Source organism: Occallatibacter sp. (assembly GCF_049582745.1).
In the GTDB taxonomy this organism is placed as follows: Bacteria; Acidobacteriota; Terriglobia; order Terriglobales; family Acidobacteriaceae; genus Telmatobacter.
In genome coordinates, this window is the sequence record NZ_JBAUUO010000051.1 from 26,858 (window position 1) to 44,814 (window position 17,957).

The 17,957-nt window shown below is 58.7% G+C and carries 16 protein-coding genes; 12 read left to right on the forward strand and 4 right to left on the reverse strand.

What is annotated here, in order from left to right; translation table 11 throughout:
- Window positions 1-60: 60 nt before the first annotated feature.
- The 3 genes from WCA10_RS06855 (at window position 61) to pheA (ending at window position 2,343) form a co-directional block, all read left to right on the forward strand.
- Complete coding sequence (locus WCA10_RS06855; protein ID WP_472821761.1) at window positions 61-405, forward strand: STAS domain-containing protein; 345 nt, start codon at window positions 61-63, stop codon at window positions 403-405.
- Window positions 406-519: 114 nt separating this feature from the next.
- Window positions 520-1,383, forward strand: a complete 864-nt coding sequence (locus WCA10_RS06860; protein ID WP_472821762.1) for a UbiA-like polyprenyltransferase — start codon at window positions 520-522, stop codon at window positions 1,381-1,383.
- A 120-nt stretch (window positions 1,384-1,503) separates the two neighbouring features.
- Window positions 1,504-2,343, forward strand: coding sequence for a prephenate dehydratase (pheA, locus tag WCA10_RS06865; RefSeq protein ID WP_472821763.1), 840 nt, complete (start codon window positions 1,504-1,506; stop codon window positions 2,341-2,343).
- Between the two features lie 173 nt (window positions 2,344-2,516).
- On the opposite strand, the gene WCA10_RS06870 is transcribed toward pheA, so the two are convergent.
- Entirely contained in the window at window positions 2,517-3,119 is a 603-nt protein-coding gene (locus WCA10_RS06870; protein ID WP_472821764.1) for an outer membrane beta-barrel protein, read from the reverse strand.
- Between the two features lie 458 nt (window positions 3,120-3,577).
- Window positions 3,578-4,501 (reverse strand): LysR family transcriptional regulator, encoded by a 924-nt coding sequence (locus WCA10_RS06875; protein ID WP_472821765.1) that lies wholly within the window; start codon window positions 4,499-4,501, stop codon window positions 3,578-3,580.
- A gap of 245 nt (window positions 4,502-4,746) precedes the next feature.
- Here WCA10_RS06875 and WCA10_RS06880 point away from each other — a divergent pair, with 245 nt between their 5' ends.
- The 9 genes from WCA10_RS06880 to ilvC all read left to right on the forward strand — a co-directional run bounded on the left by WCA10_RS06880 (window position 4,747) and on the right by ilvC (window position 15,490).
- Window positions 4,747-5,973 (forward strand): 2-isopropylmalate synthase, encoded by a 1,227-nt coding sequence (locus tag WCA10_RS06880; protein WP_472821766.1) that lies wholly within the window; start codon window positions 4,747-4,749, stop codon window positions 5,971-5,973.
- 135 nt (window positions 5,974-6,108) lie between these two features.
- Window positions 6,109-7,200: a 3-isopropylmalate dehydrogenase gene (leuB, locus tag WCA10_RS06885; RefSeq protein ID WP_472821767.1), complete on the forward strand. Its 1,092-nt coding sequence runs from the start codon at window positions 6,109-6,111 to the stop codon at window positions 7,198-7,200.
- 82 nt (window positions 7,201-7,282) lie between these two features.
- Window positions 7,283-8,728 carry a 3-isopropylmalate dehydratase large subunit gene (gene leuC / locus WCA10_RS06890; RefSeq protein ID WP_472821768.1) on the forward strand — a complete coding sequence of 482 codons (1,446 nt, stop codon included), beginning with the start codon at window positions 7,283-7,285 and terminating at the stop codon, window positions 8,726-8,728.
- A complete protein-coding gene (leuD, locus tag WCA10_RS06895) occupies window positions 8,728-9,339 on the forward strand; it encodes a 3-isopropylmalate dehydratase small subunit (RefSeq protein WP_472821769.1) in 612 nt (203 codons plus the stop codon). Before leuC ends, leuD begins: the two co-directional genes overlap by 1 nt.
- A gap of 133 nt (window positions 9,340-9,472) precedes the next feature.
- The gene (ilvD, locus tag WCA10_RS06900) at window positions 9,473-11,161 is read left to right on the forward strand and encodes a dihydroxy-acid dehydratase (protein WP_472821770.1); all 1,689 of its coding nucleotides are present in this window, start codon (window positions 9,473-9,475) and stop codon (window positions 11,159-11,161) included.
- 64 nt (window positions 11,162-11,225) lie between these two features.
- A complete protein-coding gene (gene ilvB / locus WCA10_RS06905) occupies window positions 11,226-12,992 on the forward strand; it encodes a biosynthetic-type acetolactate synthase large subunit (RefSeq protein ID WP_472821771.1) in 1,767 nt (588 codons plus the stop codon).
- Window positions 12,993-13,118: 126 nt separating this feature from the next.
- On the forward strand, window positions 13,119-13,706 hold the full coding sequence (ilvN, locus tag WCA10_RS06910) for an acetolactate synthase small subunit (protein WP_472821772.1): 588 nt from the start codon (window positions 13,119-13,121) through the stop codon (window positions 13,704-13,706).
- Window positions 13,707-13,769: 63 nt separating this feature from the next.
- The gene (locus tag WCA10_RS06915) at window positions 13,770-14,378 is read left to right on the forward strand and encodes a PH domain-containing protein (protein WP_472821773.1); all 609 of its coding nucleotides are present in this window, start codon (window positions 13,770-13,772) and stop codon (window positions 14,376-14,378) included.
- Window positions 14,379-14,467: 89 nt separating this feature from the next.
- Complete coding sequence (ilvC, locus tag WCA10_RS06920; RefSeq protein ID WP_472821774.1) at window positions 14,468-15,490, forward strand: ketol-acid reductoisomerase; 1,023 nt, start codon at window positions 14,468-14,470, stop codon at window positions 15,488-15,490.
- A gap of 101 nt (window positions 15,491-15,591) precedes the next feature.
- Here the strand turns inward: ilvC and WCA10_RS06925 are convergent, their stop codons facing one another.
- Complete coding sequence (locus tag WCA10_RS06925) at window positions 15,592-16,848, reverse strand: MFS transporter (protein ID WP_472821775.1); 1,257 nt, start codon at window positions 16,846-16,848, stop codon at window positions 15,592-15,594.
- A gap of 561 nt (window positions 16,849-17,409) precedes the next feature.
- The gene (locus WCA10_RS06930) at window positions 17,410-17,943 is read right to left on the reverse strand and encodes a hypothetical protein (protein ID WP_472821776.1); all 534 of its coding nucleotides are present in this window, start codon (window positions 17,941-17,943) and stop codon (window positions 17,410-17,412) included.
- Between the last annotated feature and the right edge of the window lie 14 nt (window positions 17,944-17,957).

The following is a 17,957-nucleotide window of genomic DNA, read 5'->3' on the forward strand; positions in this document are numbered from 1 at the left end:
GTGCGACATTTACAGAACTGTAATCAAACAGCACGTTCCATTCCTTACACTTGACTCGCTATGTTGAACGACGGCCCGTTAACCATCGATCGCAGAGAAGGGAAGAATCCCGGGACACGGGTATTCTGTCTGTCCGGACCACTCACGCTGCGCAACCTGTTCGAACTCCAGACCGAATTGCGCGGTTCGGAGCCACCTCCAATGACGGTGATCGATCTGACGGCCGTTCCTTACATGGACTCGGCCGGGATGGGGCTGGTGATGAATACCTATGTCCGATGCCAGACGAGAGGTGTCAAGTTTGTGGTGGCCGGAGCGAACAGCCGCGTCATGGATCTGTTCAAAGTGACGAAGGTCGATTCGGTGCTGCCGCTTGTGGCAACGGTGGAAGAGGCGGATGCGTAAAACGAGATTCTTTCCCTTTTAGCCCGGGCCTCGATAAGTAAATCTGCACCCAACGCTCGACTAACATCAAGTCCGCAGAGTGCTCCATTACACTGGATGATGGAGCTGCACTGGATGGGTCTGGCCGCGAAAACACGCACAACGCTGGAGATGATCAAGTGGGAACACTCGATCTTCGCGCTGCCATTTGCGCTAACTGCGGTGCTGCTGGCGAGCCACGGAGCGCCCGGTTGGCGCACGCTGGCGTGGATCCTGGTGGCGATGGTGACGGCGCGGTCGTGCGCCATGGCCTTCAATCGCTGGGCAGACGCGGACCTCGATGCGGCCAATCCCAGGACGCGGACCCGGGCAATTCCCGCAGGACAGTTGTCGCGCGAATTCGTGGCAGGGTTCACAGTGCTGATGGGGCTGGGATTTGTGATTGCCTCAGCCGAATTGAACCGGCTGACGCTGTACCTGGCGCCGCTTGTCCTCGCCGTGCTGCTCGGCTACAGCTATATGAAGCGGGTGACGCGGTGGTCGCACCTGGTACTGGGCCTCGCGCTGGGGCTGGCGCCTTCGGCTGCATGGATTGCAGTGCGCGGCAGCCTCGATCCGCGGATCGTGGTTCTGACCGCCGCGGTGATGCTGTGGGTGGGCGGATTCGATGTGCTGTATGCCTGCCAGGACTTCGAGCACGACCGGCAGGCGGGCCTGTACAGCATTCCGCAGGCGATGGGCGTTCCGGCTGCTTTCCGCGTTGCGCGCGGGATGCACCTGGCCATGCTGGGACTGCTGATCTGGTTTGGATATCTGTTTAATTTTGGCATCGCCGGCTGGCTGGGCATTGCAGCGGCCTCACTGCTGCTGACTTATGAGCACTCCATTGTTTCGCCGCGGGACATGCGGCGGCTGAATGCTGCGTTTTTCACCATGAACGGCGTCATCGCCACGGTCTTCCTGCTCTTTGTGGCCGCCGATATCTGGCTGCGGAAGTAGGGCGCAATCGTGGATGAAAAGTCGAAAAAAGCAGCAGTGGAGCTGTGGTATGGTGCGAGAAAGCAGTCTGCGGAGTCTCCGTTTGCGACAAACACCCAAGAAAGAGAAGCTGACGCCGGAATGAAGATTGCCATCCAGGGTGAACCGGGCTCGTTCAGCCACGAAGCCACGCTGGCGATGCTGCCGGATGCGGTGATCGTGCCCTGCACCGTCTCGGCCGACGTGTTTAATGCGCTCACGGAAGGCTCGGTGGACGGTGCGGTGATTCCGATTGAGAATAGCCTGGCCGGATCGGTGCTGGAGCACTTTGACCTTCTGCTTCAGCAAGACGTCACCGTAGTGCGCGAGTCGCAGCTGCGCATCCGGCACAACTTGATCGGGATTTCGTCAACGCTGGACGACATTGACCGCGTGTTTTCGCATCCCGTGGCCTTGGCGCAGTGCCGGCGGTTTCTTGCGGCTCATCCCAGGATGGAGTCGTTCGCCTTTTACGATACGGCTGGAAGCGTGAAACAGCTTGTGGAGCTGCGCGACCGGCACGCTGCGGCAATTGCCAGCGAAGCCGCTGCCAAATACTACGGCGCACAGATTTTGCGGGCGGATATCGAGGACAATCCGGAGAACTTTACGCGCTTCTTTCTGGTCAGGCGCGCGAAGGAAGCCTGGTTCGATGCCGATGCGAACAAGACGAGCATGGCATTTTCAGTGGAGAACCGGCCGGGATCGCTGGTGGCGGCACTGAATGCGCTTTCGGCCACCGGAACGAACCTGACGAAGATCGAGTCGCGGCCCGTGCAGGGGAAGCCGTGGGAGTATGTCTTCTACGTGGACTGCCAGTTGCGTTCGTCGGATGAGGGCTCGCAAGCCCTGGCGGCGCTGAAGCCCCATTGCGCGATGGTGAAGGAACTGGGACGCTACCGCGAAGCGGGGAAGATGCAGGGAATAGGGAATAGGGAATAGGGAATAACAAGCCCCGCCTTGCGAGATTCGGAATCTTCCAGTTCTTACAAAAAGAGGATGGCGGTTGCCATCCTCTTTTTCATTAGTTGAATTCCGAAATTCCGAGCAGTCAGATTGAGTTGAGGAATCTGTACTTGTTCTTAACTCCCTTCCCGACCGCCTGCTCGCTGCTTTTAAAAGTGGTACGCTACGCCGACGGTGGGGTAGTAGATGTTGTACCACTTGTTGGTGCTGAACTGGCTGTCGCCGAAGGTGGGCACCTTGGTGACGAAGCCGCGGAATTCAGCGCGGATATCGAAGCTGGGGCTGATTTCGTAGGCGATGCCGGCGCCGTAGAGCCCACCGACCGAAGTCTGCTGCTTCACATCGAGATTGGTGGTGCCTGAATTGCGAATTGGCAGGAAGATGAATACGCCCGGACCAGCCTCCAAAAACGGGTTGAACTTTTTGAACGTAAAGCTGCGCACATACGCCGCCGAAACCTCCTGGGTGCGCGTATTCACCTGGTAGTGATTCGGGTTAACGAAGTAGTTGATCTTATTCTGGTAAGTGATTCCATAATTGGCCTCAAGCGCGCTATTAGGTGTAAGCATGAAGCGGTAACTGAGTAACGCGCCATATGCCGCGTTTGAGTGAACCTGCACATCCGTTGAAGAGGCGATAAAGGGCTCAACGAGGGCCGATCCACTGAGGCTGATATCCTGCCGGCTCTCCTGAGCGCGGCCCGCTGCTACGCACACGGCCAGCAGAAAGGTAATTTGGGCGATCTTCTTCATTCGGTCTTGAACCTCGCGACTGCTCAACCGTCCGGCTGGCAACCAGGTTGTTGATTAGGGCACGCCGGATTCCCCCACGCACCGCTCTCAGCATTGTAAATGGCCAGAACGGGTTGCAGACGGAAGCGGCTGACTCGGAATGATCTATGTCAATAGACGCAGCGCCCCACAAATGGGAATCGCTCAACTACAGGGAAGGGCGAATAGGAACCAGGGACCAGGAAAAGACGCCCCTGACCGGAAATGTCCTCAAACAGAATTGGAAACACCGATTAGTCGCGGCCGGATGGGCTCTCATTTCGCCTCATGCCTGCAACCAAACCACAAAAGGCGGAACCCCGCTTTGCCTCTCGCCTCCTCCCATCGATTCTCCGTGCTCCCGGTCCCTACGTCCCTTTGTCCCTACGTCCCTTTGTCCCTATGTCCCTATGTCCCTATGTCCCCGTTCCCTGCCTTTTTCATCCCGCCCGTTCGACGTGGTAGTAGTACGGCGGGCCGTGCTTCTGGGCCATGTCCCGCACCGTACGCAGAAACGCTCGGCCCGCATAGGAGAGTGTGGCCTGCCTCCGATGAACCAACCGTAGCACCCGCTTGAATTCAAGCTCATCCACGGTGACGCGCACCAGTTCACCGGCCTCGATCTCGTGGGCGATGGTGAGGTGCGGGACGAGCGCCACCCCGTTGCCCATGGCGACAAAGCGCTTGATGCCCTCGATGGTGGGCAGATCGATGCCCATATTGAGAGGAGTGCGGAAACGCTGGAAAGCCTCGATGACCTTGCGACGGAGCGGCGATGTGACATTGTGCGCGATGAAGTTTTCTTTGCCCAGGTCGTTGATAGAGACGCGTGCGGCCTTGGCGAGGCGGTGTTTGGGGCTGACGATAAACGCCAGGCTGTCGTTGTAGACCGCGATGGTGCGGAAGCGTTCCGCGTCGAGCCGGAAAGACGTTACGCCGATCTCAAACGTGCGCAGACTCAATTCCTCGGCGATGCGGCTGGCCAGCATGCGGTGTACCGAGATGCCGATCTCTGGAAACTGGCGGCGAAACTCGTCGATAGCCGGCAGCAGGTACATGCAGGTGTATTCGTTGGCGGCCAGTTGCAGGCGTCCGCGCGCCAGGCTCTTCAGCTCGTCCAGCGCGCTGGAGGCTTCGCGACGGAGTGCCAGCAGCCGCTGGGCATAATCGCGCAGAAGTTCACCGGAGGCTGTGAGCGAACCGTCCCGCGCGGCGCGGTCGAAGAGCGTTTCCCCCAGCGAGGCCTCCAGTTTACGGATGACCTGGCTGATCGCCGGCTGGGTGCGGTGCAGGCGTACGGCAGCGCGGGAAAAACTGCGCTCCTCCGCAACGGCTAGAAAGGTTTCAAGTTGAGAGAGTTCCATGGTGCCTCCGGCGCCAAAGCTTGGACTGCTTCACTGGTTCACTTATTCACTGCTTCACTCGTTCACTTATTCACTGCTTCACTCGTTCACTGGTTCACTTATTCACTGCTTCACTGTTTCACTGATTCACTGCCCACTGCCCACTGTTCTCTTCCCACGCGTCCATAAGCAATTGTAATAGGTTCCCCAAAAAGAATAACTTTGCCTTATAGTGCCATGGTGAGAGAAAATAAAAGAGTTAGGAAATGTCTTCCCCGGCAGGCGTGAACACGATGAAAAAATCAAATCACGTTGCATTCTTCGACACCACTCTGCGCGATGGCGAACAGTCGCCCGGTTGCAGCATGACCACGCAGGAAAAACTCACCATGGCGCACGCCCTTGAAGACCTGGGCGTGGACATCATCGAGGCCGGCTTTGCGATGGCTTCGGAAGGTGACTTCGCTGCCATTGCGACCATTACGCAGGCCGTGCGCAAGCCGCGCATCGCTTCCCTCGCCCGCGCCAAGACTGAGGACATCGAGATGGCGGCCCGCGCGCTACAGTTCGCGGAGCGGTCGCGCATCCACGTTTTTCTCGCCTCGAGCGATTTGCATCTTGAGTACAAGCTCAAGATGAGCCGCCAGCAGGCGCTCGACCAGGCAGCGGAGTCGGTGCGGCTGGCCCGGACGTTTGTCGAAGACGTTGAATTCTCGCCCGAAGATGCGACTCGCTCGGATCGCGACTTTTTGGTCGAGATCGTGCGCATAGCCATCGAAGCCGGCGCAACCACCATCAATATGCCCGACACAGTAGGCTATTCAACACCGGAAGAGTACGGACAGATGTTTCGCGAAGTGCGCGAGCGCATCCCGGCCGTGGATGCCCAGAACATCATTCTTTCGTCGCATTGCCACGACGATCTCGGGCTGGCCGCGGCAAATTCGCTGGCGGCAATCACCGCCGGCGCACGCCAGGTGGAGTGCACCATCAACGGCATCGGCGAACGCGCCGGCAACGCTTCCCTCGAAGAGATTGCCGCCGCGCTGCACGTCCGCGGCGAACTCTACGGCGTTACCACCAACATCAAGCTCGACCAGCTTTATCCCACCAGCGAAGTGCTCGGCCAGATCATCACCTTCAAGCCCTCTCCGAACAAGGCGATCGTTGGCGCGAACGCATTTGCGCACGAGTCCGGCATTCACCAGCACGGCATGCTGGCGAATCCGCTGTGCTACGAGATCATGACGCCTTCGCTGGTGGGTGTGTCGAAGACTAACCTCGTTCTAGGCAAGCACAGTGGACGTGCGGCGCTGCGTCATCGGCTGGAGCATCTTGGCTATACGATCTCGCGCGAAGAGTTGCAGCATGTCTACTACCGCTTTGTGGCGCTGGCCGATCGCAAGAAGAATATCTACGACCAGGATCTGATCGGAATCCTGCCCGACCCAATTCGCGACCGAAAGCACGAACCAGTGGCGGAGTTGGACTGAGTTTGACGGCGCCCTTAATTGCGGTTGGCGTTGAAGAGTCTTGTGTCAGGGCACGACTCGGGGTACCCTTTGGGTCGCGTGCCGATCGCAACAGTACAATTCCGGGGCTTTAGCCCCTGAAGGACAACACTAAGGATGCATCTCAAGATCTTAGTCACCGCCGGCGACGGTATAGGCCCCGAAGTCACCAATGAAGCTGTCTCTGTGCTGCAGAATGTTGCGGAGATCGGTGGCCACAAACTCGAAATCACCGCAAAGCGTATCGGCGGCGTGGCCATTGTGAACGACGGATCGCCGCTGCCCAAGGACACGCTGGATGCGGCGCTAGCAAGCGACGCGGTCCTGCTCGGCGCAGTGGGCGGCAACGAGTTCAATTCCCTGCCCCCCGACAAGCGTCCCGAGGCCGGCCTGCTACAACTGCGCTCGGCGCTTGGCGGGTTCGCCAACCTCCGCCCCGCATTCGCCTTCAAGGAACTCGCCGTCAACAGCCCGCTCCGGCCCGAGATCATCGATGGCGCCGACATCCTGTTCGTGCGCGAACTGCTCGGCGGCCTCTATTTCGGCCAGCCGCGCGAGTGGAACAAGACGGCCGGCGAAGCGTGGAACACCATGCGCTACACCCGCGATGAGGTGGTTCGCGTGGCGCGCATCGCATTTGAGCTCGCGATGAAGCGGCGCAAGAAACTGACCAGCGTAGACAAAGCCAATGTGCTTGAAGTTTCGCAGCTATGGCGCGCCACTGTGAACGAAGTCGCGGCCGAATTTCCAGGCGTGACCGTCGAGCACCAGTACGTCGACGCAATGTCGATGCACCTGATGAACCAGCCGCGCAACTACGACGTCGTTTTCACCGAGAACTTGTTCGGCGACATTCTCAGCGACGAATCCGCAGTGATTACCGGATCGCTCGGCATGCTGCCCTCGGCGACCATCGGCGGCAAAGTGAATTTGTATGAGCCGGTTCACGGATCGGCGCCCGACATCGCCGGCAAGGGACTGGCGAATCCGCTCGGCGCGATTCTGACGGGCGCGCTGATTCTGCGCCACTCCGCAGGCCTTGAAGCCGAAGCCGCAGCAATCGAATCGTCCGTCCGCAAAGTATTGGAGCAGGGTTTCCGCACTCCCGACCTGGCGCGCGCAAATCCGCAGGGCTTCCCGGTGCTCTCGACAAAAGAGATGGGCGCAAGAGTAAGGGAGACGATAAAAACACAGCTCGTGAGCGCATAGCATTGGGTGCCCCATCCTTGACGCGTTTCTTGCGGCAAGGGTGGGAAAGCACAAACCGCTTTTTCTAGATACAGGGAGTTCCATGAGTTCTGAACCCAAAACATTATTCGAGAAAGTATGGGAGCAGCACATAGTAGCTGAGCCGAAAGGCGAACCCACGCTGATCTACATCGATCTGCAGTTGCTCCACGAGGTCACGTCCCCGCAGGCCTTCGAAGGCCTTCGTCTCGCCGGCCGCAAGGTCCGCCGCCCCGACCGATGCATCGCCACCGTCGATCACAATGTGCCCACGACCGTCGAAGGCCGCCTGCATATCGTCGACCAGATCGCAGCAACGCAAATCGACGCGCTACGCAAGAACTGCGCCGACTTTGGCGTTGAACTCTACGACGTCAACAGCCGCGAACAAGGCATCGTACACGTGATCGGCCCGGAACTCGGCATCACCAAGCCCGGCATGACAATTGTCTGCGGCGACTCACACACGTCGACACACGGCGCATTCGGCGCGCTGGCATTTGGAATCGGCACCAGCGAGGTAGAACATGTGCTGGCTACGCAAACACTGCCGCAATCGAAGCCGATGACCTTTCGCATCGCTGTCGAAGGCAAGCTGCCCCAGGGCGTCACGGCGAAGGACATCATTCTCGCCATCATCGGCAAGATCGGCACCGACGGCGCGACGGGATGCGTAATTGAGTACGCAGGTTCGGCGATTCGCGCTCTCTCGATGGAAGGCCGCATGACGATCTGCAACATGAGCATCGAGGCCGGCGCGCGCGCGGGAATGATCGCACCCGACGAGACGACATTTGCGTACCTCGAAGACCGCAGATTCAGTCCCAAGGGAGAAGCCTGGAACGCGGCTGTAAGCGAGTGGAGCAAGCTGCCCAGCGATCCCGGTGCAAAGTTCGATCGCGAACTGGTGATCGATGCGGCGGCGCTGGTTCCCTACGTGAGCTGGGGAACAAGCCCCGGCATGGTGGCTCCGATCACTGCCAACGTTCCCGATCCTGCGGCGACAAAGGACGAGCAGGAACGGAAGGGATTGGAACGCGCGCTTGAATACATGGCCCTGAAGCCTGGGACTCCACTTTCTGAAGTTTCGATCGATCGCGTATTCATCGGGTCATGCACCAATTCGCGCATTGAAGATCTGCGCGCGGCGGCAAAGATTGCTGCAGGGCACAAAGTTTCAAATCATGTCAGCGCGATGGTGGTCCCCGGTTCGCAGCAGGTAAAGGCGCAGGCAGAACAAGAAGGCCTCGACCGGATATTCAAAGAAGCCGGCTTCGACTGGCGCGAGCCGGGATGTTCCATGTGCCTCGGCATGAACCCCGACATTCTTGCGCCCGGCGAGCGCTGCGCGTCCACCAGCAATCGCAACTTCGAGGGCCGCCAGGGACGCGGCGGGCGCACACATCTCGTCTCGCCGGAGATGGCCGCGGCAGCAGCGATCGCCGGCCACTTCGTCGACATTCGCAACTGGCCCAAATCTGAAGTTGCTCTCGAGGAGGTCAAGGCCTAATGGAACCGTTCAAGACACTGACAGCATTGGCCGCCCCTCTCGATCGCACCAATGTCGATACGGACCAAATCATCCCCAAGCAGTTTTTGAAGCGCATCGAGCGCACCGGCTACGGCGAATTTTTGTTCTTCGACTGGCGTCGGACCGCGTCGGGCGATCCCGATCCGAGCTTTTCCCTCAACGATCCGCGCTATAAGGGCGCAAAGATTCTGATCGCCGGCAAGAACTTTGCCTGTGGATCGAGCCGCGAACATGCTGCCTGGGCGCTGAGCGATTACGGCTTTTGCGTGGTGATTGCACCAACCTTCGCCGACATCTTCTTTTCCAACGCCGGCAAGAACGGAATCGTGCTGGCGCGGCTAGCCGAGGAAGAGGTAGCCACGCTCCTCCAAAACGCAAAGAACATTCCAAATTACAAGCTGACCGTCTCGCTCGAGGATCAGACAGTGACGGACGATCGCGGATTCAAAGCAACATTTGAAGTTGATCCCTTCCGCAAGTTCTGCCTTATTGAAGGACTCGACGATATTGGCCTCACCCTGCGCCATGCTGCGGAACTCGACAAATACGAAGTGGAGCACGACAAGGCAGGATGGTTGAAAGCCAAGTAATCTGTGCCCCATTCATTCCGCGCTTTCTGCGGAATGAGTGGGAGACCACAAAGCCGAACGTGCAGACAAACTTAAATCGCAGCACAATCAAACTGAAAGCTGAGAGCTGAAAGCCAGCGAGCGAAGCGAGCATATGACCATCGAAGGTAAGCGACAAAGCATTCCGTTGACTGAGGGCCCAAGCCGCGCGGCGGCGCGTTCTTATTTGCGTGGGTCAGGATTTGCCAAGGATGACCTGCACAAGCCCATTATCGGCATCGCAAACACGTGGACCGAGATCGGCACATGCAACGTGCATCTCCACGAAGTGGCCGAGGCGCTCAAAGAAGGCATTCGCGAAGCCGGCGGCACGCCCATGGAGTTCAACACCATCACCATCTCCGATGGCATCACGATGGGCACGCAAGGCATGAAGGCGTCCCTGGTGTCTCGCGAGGTGATCGCCGATTCCATCGAACTGGTCGCGCGCGGCAATCTCTTCGATGGCCTGGTTGGCATCGGCGGATGCGACAAGAACATGCCGGGCATCATCATGGCGCTGTGCCGCCTCGATATCCCGGGTATGATGCTCTACGGCGGGTCCATTGCTCCGGGCAAGCTGAACGGCCCCAACGGCGAAAAGATCGACATCACGATTCAGAACGTCTTCGAAGGCATCGGCGCTTACGCGGCGGGCAAGATTGACGCTGCCGGTCTCGAGGCCCTCGAAGCCAATGCATGCCCGGGCGCAGGCGCGTGTGGCGGACAGTTCACGGCGAACACGATGGCCATGAGCGGCGAGATGCTTGGCATTTCTCCAATGCACCTTTCTGGCGTTCCCGCGACGGCGAAGGATAAGCATGCTGCGACGCGCGAAGCCGGTCGCATGCTGATGGACGCGGTGCGCGCAAACCGCCGCCCTTCGCAAATCATTACCAAGACTTCGATCATGAACACCATCGCCAGCGTGGCGGCCAGTGGCGGCTCGACCAACGCCGTGCTGCACCTGCTGGCGATTGCGCGCGAGATGGGCATCGAGCTTTCGATAGACAATTTCGATGCGATTTCAAAGAAGACGCCGTTCATCTGTGATCTGGTTCCGGCCGGCAAGTACATGGCCTCGCATTTTCAGGCTGCGGGTGGTTCTCGGCTGTTGGCCAAACGCCTCATCGACGCGGGGCACGCGGACGGATCGACGCTGACGATCAGCGGTCGCACATTGGCCGAGGAAGCGGCGCTTGCGGTGGAGACGCCGGGCCAGGTGGTGATCAAGACCTTCGAGGATCCGATCAAGGCGACCGGCGGGCTCGTGATTCTGAAAGGCAACCTGGCACCCGAAGGCTGCGTGATGAAGATTGCCGCTGCGGATCGCTATGAGCACCGCGGACCGGCGCGCGTGTTCGATTCTGAGGAAGACTGCTTTGCCGCGGTGCAGGGCGACAAAATCAAGCCGGGCGATGTGCTGGTAATTCGCTACGAAGGACCGAAGGGCGGTCCAGGCATGCGCGAGATGCTGCAGGTAACGGCGGCGGTGAGCGGGCATCCTGAGCTGAGTTCGACGGTGGCGCTGCTGACGGATGGACGCTTCAGTGGGGCGACGCGAGGAATGACGGCGGGCCATGTAGCGCCGGAGGCATTCGTAGGCGGCCCGATTGCGGCGGTGCGCGAAGGCGACATCATCGCATTCGACATCAAGAAACGCACGCTGGATGTGGAGATCAGCCCAGAGGAAATGGCGAAGCGCCTGAAGGAGTTCAAGCCGCCGGCGCTACGTTGGCCCGCCGGCGTGTTTCGCAAGTATGTCGATCGAGTGACGAGCGCGTCGCAAGGGGCAACGACGTAGAAGCAGGGATTAGGGATTAGGAATAACGAGCCGGACTGAAACTCGCAGGCTTAAGGAGAGAAACATGGGAAGCAACGCTAAAACACCATCCGCGGAGAGCCGCCTCACCGCGCCGACGCGCCTGACAGGCGCAGAGATCGTATGGGCAACACTGGTCGGTGAGGGCGTGACCACGGTATTCGGATATCCGGGCGGTGCGATTCTGCCCGTGTATGACGCGCTGCGCAAGTTTCCCATTCACCACGTCCTTGTGCGGCATGAACAGGGCGCGGCGCACATGGCCGACGGCTATTCACGAGCTTCCGGCAAGGTGGGCGTTGCCATCGCGACCAGCGGTCCCGGCGCAACAAATCTCGTTACCGGCATTGCCACAGCGATGCTCGATTCCATTCCGATGGTGTGCATCACGGGCAACGTTTCAAGCAAAGTTCTGGGCACGGATGCCTTTCAGGAAGTCGACATCACGGGCATTACGCTGCCGGTTACCAAGCACAACTTCCTCGTGAACAAGGCCGAGGACATCGCCCATGCGATCCGGTACGCATTTCAGATTGCGCAGAGTGGGCGACCGGGGCCGGTGCTGGTTGACATCACGAAGGACGCGCAGCAGGGCTCGGCTGTTTTTGACTTCGAGGCAGCGAAGGCGCGGCTGTATCGTCCGCATCCCATGCTGCGCGTAGAAGAGAACGGCCTCAAGCATGCGGCGGAGCTGATCAAGAATGCTAAGCGTCCCGTGATTCTGGCCGGCCACGGGGTCTCGGAGTCAGGCGCGATGGAGCAGGTGCAGACCCTTGCTGAGCGTGCGCAGATTCCGGTCGCGCTCACCCTTCTGGGCCTCGGCAACTTCCCTGCCTCGCATCCGCTGAACCTGGGAATGATGGGTATGCACGGCGAGTCGTGGGTGAACACCTCGATTCAGGAAGCCGATCTGCTGATTGCGTGCGGCATGCGCTTTGACGATCGTGTGACCGGGTCCCTAAGCACGTATGCGCTGAAGGCGAAGAAGATTCACATCGAGGTCGATCCTGCCGAAGTCAACAAAAACGTAAAAGTTGACGTAGCTCTGGTGGGCGACCTGCGCGCGGTGCTCGAAGAGTTGCTGCCGCGCGTTGCGGGACGGGATGGAGCGGCATGGCTTAAGACAATCGAATCCACCAAGGGCCAGGTTTCGGTGCGCGACATCAAGAACCTGCCGGATTCAGGGCATCTTTACGCTGCGCACGTCATGCATGACTTGTGGCGCATCACCGGCGGCGACGCAATTGTGGTCACCGATGTGGGCCAGCACCAGATGTGGGAGGCGCAATACTTCCACCACGAAAAGCCGCGTTCTCTGGTGACGTCCGGCGGTCTGGGAACGATGGGGTTCGCGCTGCCGGCCGCGATTGGCGCGAAGATGGCGTGCCCGGACAAGGAAGTGTGGGTGATTGCAGGCGATGGCGGATTCCAGATGACGGCGGCGGAGTTGTCGACCATTGTGCAGGAAAAGATCAAAATCAACATCGCCATCATCAATAATGGCTACCTCGGCATGGTGCGCCAATGGCAGGAGTTCTTCTACGAAAGCAACTACGAAGCCACGCCGTTGGTAAGTCCCGACTTTGTAAAGCTGGCCGATGCGCACGGCATTGCAGGACGTGCGGTGAAGACCCGGTCCGAACTCGCTGAGGCAGTGAAAGAAGCGCGCGAGGCCAAGGGAGCGTTCCTCCTGAATTTCATGGTGGAAAAGGAAGATTCCGTATACCCCATGATTCCAGCCGGCAGTGCACTCCACGAAATGATTCGCCGCCCCGGCAAAAACCCACTCGTCGAATCCGCAGACGACGAGTAAGAAAATGAGTTTTCAGTTATCAGTCGTCAGTTTTCAGTTGTTCTTTCCGTCCCTGTGTTCGCGACGGCTTAATGAAAGCGGATAACTGACAACTGAAAACTGACAACTGAAAACCAGAGGCTAGTCATGTTGCACACATTTGTCGCTTACGTTGAAGATTTGCCGGGCGTGCTGACGCGCGTGGCTTCGCTGTTTCGGCGGTTGAACATCAACATCAGCTCACTCACCGTCGGCCGCAGCGAGCGTCCGGGACTATCGCGTCTAACGCTGGTCTGCGAAGCCTCCGCTGAAGCAGGCCATCGCATTCGGGCCAGTCTCTTCAAGCTTGAAAATGTCGTGGATGTGGACGACATTGCAAAGGCGCCGAATGTAACGCGCGAACTTGCGCTGATCAAGGTGGCTGCCTCGCCGCGCAATCGTGCCCAGATCTTCGACCTTGTCGAGGTGTTTCGTGCCCGGATCGTCGACCTTACCTCTGAATCGCTGATGATCGAGATGACTGGCGTCGAAAGCAAGATCGAAGGCCTGATCGAGGTCCTGCGCGAAGACGATGGACGCATCCTCGAGATCTGCCGCAGTGGCAAAATGACGATGCGGCGCGGCCATCATACCTCGGGTGTGCTCAAGGCAATGGGAAAGGGACCTGATGAGCAGCCGCTGCCCGAGGATGAACCCCAGGCAGAGATTGAGGGCGCGGACATTGAGCCGGCGTAAACATTTCTATTGACTTCGCCTTCCTGCCTTAGCATTGTTACTGTGACGCGAAAGGAGCGCTCAATGGACGAAGATACGAAACCATGCCCGGTTTGCGGCGAAACCATCAAGGCTGTTGCGCTCAAGTGCCGCTTCTGCAACACCGACCTCGCCGCCTACGAGGCCACTAAAGACCTTGAAACCGAGAAGACGCTCTTCACCGGGAGCCCGGCGATGATCTATAGCGTCGGCCAGATTGTGCCTTTTCTCGTCCTTCTTGTGCTTGCTGGCGTTGCCATCTATGTCCTCGACATCGAAAATCAGACCTCCTATATCCTCTACGTGGTCCTGGGGGCACTCGTGGCATGGGGAGCGATTCTTCTACGCTACTTCGTGCAGAGCCGCGCCCTTCATTACACCATCACGACGCAGCGCATCAAGCTCAACCGTGGCTGGCTCTCAAAAGTTCAGGAATCCCTTGAACTGTTTCGCATCGATCACTTCGAACTGCGCGAGCCGCTCGGCAGCCGCCTTCTCGGTCAGTCGTTTCTCCATGTGTATTCCTCGGATGCCGAACTTGAAAACTTTTCGATCTACGGTATCCCCAACCTGGCAGCTCTCGCGGATCAGTTGCGCGAATGCCAGCTGCGCGAGCGCGCACGGCGCAGTCTCACCACATTCGTCAAGGCCTGACAATGCAAGATCATCACCGGTCAATGATCTCTGAGCTCTGATCTCCGACCGTCTATCTCTCGAAAGAAAAGGAAAACAACAAAATCATCATGGCTAAAACTTATTACGATTACGACGCTGACCTTTCCCTTATTCAAGCCAAGAAGGTTGCCATCATTGGTTACGGGTCGCAGGGACACGCCCACGCTTTGAATCTCAAGGACTCCGGCGTCGAGGTGAAAGTGGGCCTCGCACCAAACTCCAAGTCCATCGCCAAGGCGCAAAAAGCGGGCCTTGAAGTGGACACGGTTGCCAACGTCGTGAAGTGGGCAGACGTCGTCATGGTTCTCGTCCCCGATCAAACCGCGGCCAAGCTCTATGCCGACGAGATCGGTCCGAATCTCACTGCCGGCAAAATGCTGCTCTTCGCCCACGGATTCAACATTCACTTCAAAACTATTTCGCCGGCAACCGGCATCGACGTGGGCATGGCCGCGCCCAAGGCCCCGGGCCATCGCGTCCGCGAAGTCTTTACCGAGGGCGGCGGCGTTCCGGGACTCATCGCCATCCACCAGGATGCAACGGGCAAGGCACACGCGCTCAATCTCAGCTACCTCAAGGGCATCGGTTGCACGCGCGCCGGTGTGCTTGAAACCACGTTCAAGGAAGAGACCGAGACCGATCTCTTCGGCGAGCAGGCCGTGCTCTGCGGCGGCGTCAGCGCACTCATCAAGGCGGGTTACGAAACGCTGGTCGAAGCCGGCTATCAACCCGAGAGCGCCTACTTCGAAGTGCTGCACGAGCTCAAGCTCATCGTCGACCTGATTTATCGCGGCGGCCTGGCTTACATGCGCTATTCCATCTCCGACACGGCGGAGTGGGGCGATTATGTCAGCGGACCCCGCGTGATCAACCCTGAAAGCCGGAAGGCGATGAAGGCCATTCTCACTGAAATCCAGAACGGCGAATTTGCCAAGCGCTTCCTCGCCGATCAGAACTCGGGACGCAAGGAATTCATGGCCTTCCGCGAAGCCGAAGCCAAACACCCCGTCGAAATCGTCGGCAAGAAACTCCGCGCCAGCATGCCGTTTCTTGATCCGGTAACGGTGGAGGAAGTAGCGAAAACCCGATAGCTCCGCGAACATCTTTCAGCCGTCAGTTATCAGCTCATCCCTGCGGATGCACAGCTTTGAGATCCAAGCCGTGTATCCGCGTGTTCTTGCTTTTCGCGACATTATTCCGGCGATCCGAAGTCGACTTGCTCCAGTTTGCGAACTCCCAGGCACCACGCAAATGCCCCGCCCATCGTAATCACCGCCGCCACAGCAAAAGCCGCGGCAAAGTGTCCCGTCCAATCCACAAGAAAGCCCGATAGTGCCGGCCCCGTAACCCCAGCCAGATTCGCGATGCCATTCTGCAGCCCAACCCACCTCCCTGCTGCCCGCGGTCCGGCAAGCGTCTGCGCAAAAGCAAATGTACCCGCGTTTGCGGTTCCGCTGCCAATGGCGCAAGCGATGAGGCAGGCGAGATATGTCCGCTCGCTCGCGAATGCACAACCAACCAGCGAGGCGGCTGCAAGCGAGAATCCCACCGCCATTGCCCACTTGCGTGCAGTCGTGGGGCTGGTGCCTCGTCGAATGCAGATATCGGTGACGGTGCCGGTTACAACGGAACAGAGCGAATCGACCACCCAAAGGGCGCCCGCTGCAACCGACATTGCGGCCATCGACAGATGCCGCTCATGCACGAGATAGTACGGCAACCAACTCATCAGAAAATACACCAGGTAATTCGCGCAAAAGTGCCCTGAAGCTGCGCCCCAGAAAGCGCGCTTCCGCAGAATTGCCGCGAATGCCGGCGCCCCGCCAACATCCAGATCGGCAGCCCTGTGCACCTCCGGCGCCTTCCAGCGCTGCCACGCCGGCAACCACATTAAACTCACAACTCCGATCGCAACGAATGCCGAACGCCAGCCGTAGCGCGCCATCAGCAATCCGGCGCCAAAGGTGCCAATGGCCGATCCCCAGCGCATCGCAGCGTTAATCAAACCATTGGCGAACCCGCGAGCGTGCTCGGGCAGATGCTGCGCGAGAATTTTCGAACTTGCCGGAAACATCACCGACTCACCCACGCCCAGCAACAGGCGCAGGACCAGCAACGCGCCAAACCCCATGGCCGCGCCCGTAAGAATCGTCGCCAGCGACCAGGCCAGAAAGCCGAGCGTCATCATCCGGTTCGCACCCCAGCGGTCGACGAAGAGCCCCATCACAAACTGGAGCGCCGTGTACGTCCAGAAGAATGCGGAAAGCAGAATGCCAAGCTGCGAGGCCGTGGTGCCCCACTGAACCTTAAGCAGCGGCGCGGCCAGCGCTAGGTTGCCGCGGTCCACATAGTTGATGAGCACCGCTAAAACCAGCAGCACCATCGTCGGCATGAAAGCGCGCAACGCCGGGCGGTCGCTATCGCTTCCATTCGTGGGCCAGAGGGTCACAGGTCAGCAGTGTACCGTTTGAAGCCGGTGATTCGTGATCGGAAATTCCGGTGGCAAGCGCTCGCTCGAAGCCGTAAAGCAGGCACACGTTGGCAGCTCGCGGCAAACATCGGGTCAGTTACTCATGGGGTATGAGGCAAACTGGACGTTATTGCCGAGCCGCCTCCGAACGCTTACACTTTTGAGTTGTTGAATTTGGTAATCACGCCTGCATCGGATCAAGCGGCGCGCTTGGATTGTCGCTGCATAGCAACTATGCGGGCCCGCGAATTTGAGAATTCGGTTTTTAGGTGGGACGGAAGGACAATGGTCCAGCAAGAGAAAACAAGAAGAAGGAAGAGTTCCGCATACAGACACCGAATTCAAGCCTTTTGGATAATCCTCTTATTCCTCGGTTTAATTCTGATCTTAGGAGCGGTCGCAATTGCATCAACCAATGACTGGAGTTGGTTGCCTTAGTAATACAGGTTTTTCGTGCGCAATTGCCGGTATTTGGAAGCGAACCCATTCAATGGCGACATACTGAAGGTGTCGATACGGAATGCTGAACACAGACGCATCCTACCGTTTCGGTGCCACCAGCGAAAGCAGCGGTAGCCCGACACAAATCACGTACGCGATGCCGAGCGTCCAGTTCAGCCACCTCTTGCCGGAATTGTTCACCCAATAACACAGCAGCACCGACAGCAGCACGGCCTGTGTCACGATCTCCAGGTAGCCCCGCACTTGCATCCAAAACGGCGTCGTCGTGTAAATGAATCCTTCCAGCGATCCTGCCGGAGCCGCAAACGTTCCCAGTATTCCGATGCCAATCAGCAGCCATGCCATCGTCAGCCAGCCGTTCTTACGGCCGAACAACCGATCCCGGAAGAGATAAAAGACTGACGCGAACAGCACTCCGCGCAACACCTGCAGCGGCACTCCAAGAATTAACCAGAGACTGGTGACAGGCCGCATTCCTGAACAAGGATTGTTGATAAAGTCGGCATAGTGCAGGAAGTGGTAGGCAAGAGCGCCCATGATCATGTACGTGATGGAATGGCACGCCACGGTCTTGGCAGCCAAAGGCAGAAAACGAGGTTGCGAGTCTTGCATAGCATCCTCTCGTG

Coding starts and splice junctions, on each gene's coding strand:
- WCA10_RS06855 (WP_472821761.1), top strand. CDS start 61: ATGTTGAACGACGGCCCGTTAACCATCGATCGCAGAGAAGGGAAGAAT.
- WCA10_RS06860 (WP_472821762.1), top strand. CDS start 520: ATGGGTCTGGCCGCGAAAACACGCACAACGCTGGAGATGATCAAGTGG.
- pheA (WP_472821763.1), top strand. CDS start 1,504: ATGAAGATTGCCATCCAGGGTGAACCGGGCTCGTTCAGCCACGAAGCC.
- WCA10_RS06870 (WP_472821764.1), bottom strand. CDS start 3,119: ATGAAGAAGATCGCCCAAATTACCTTTCTGCTGGCCGTGTGCGTAGCA.
- WCA10_RS06875 (WP_472821765.1), bottom strand. CDS start 4,501: ATGGAACTCTCTCAACTTGAAACCTTTCTAGCCGTTGCGGAGGAGCGC.
- WCA10_RS06880 (WP_472821766.1), top strand. CDS start 4,747: ATGTCTTCCCCGGCAGGCGTGAACACGATGAAAAAATCAAATCACGTT.
- leuB (WP_472821767.1), top strand. CDS start 6,109: ATGCATCTCAAGATCTTAGTCACCGCCGGCGACGGTATAGGCCCCGAA.
- leuC (WP_472821768.1), top strand. CDS start 7,283: ATGAGTTCTGAACCCAAAACATTATTCGAGAAAGTATGGGAGCAGCAC.
- leuD (WP_472821769.1), top strand. CDS start 8,728: ATGGAACCGTTCAAGACACTGACAGCATTGGCCGCCCCTCTCGATCGC.
- ilvD (WP_472821770.1), top strand. CDS start 9,473: ATGACCATCGAAGGTAAGCGACAAAGCATTCCGTTGACTGAGGGCCCA.
- ilvB (WP_472821771.1), top strand. CDS start 11,226: ATGGGAAGCAACGCTAAAACACCATCCGCGGAGAGCCGCCTCACCGCG.
- ilvN (WP_472821772.1), top strand. CDS start 13,119: ATGTTGCACACATTTGTCGCTTACGTTGAAGATTTGCCGGGCGTGCTG.
- WCA10_RS06915 (WP_472821773.1), top strand. CDS start 13,770: ATGGACGAAGATACGAAACCATGCCCGGTTTGCGGCGAAACCATCAAG.
- ilvC (WP_472821774.1), top strand. CDS start 14,468: ATGGCTAAAACTTATTACGATTACGACGCTGACCTTTCCCTTATTCAA.
- WCA10_RS06930 (WP_472821776.1), bottom strand. CDS start 17,943: ATGCAAGACTCGCAACCTCGTTTTCTGCCTTTGGCTGCCAAGACCGTG.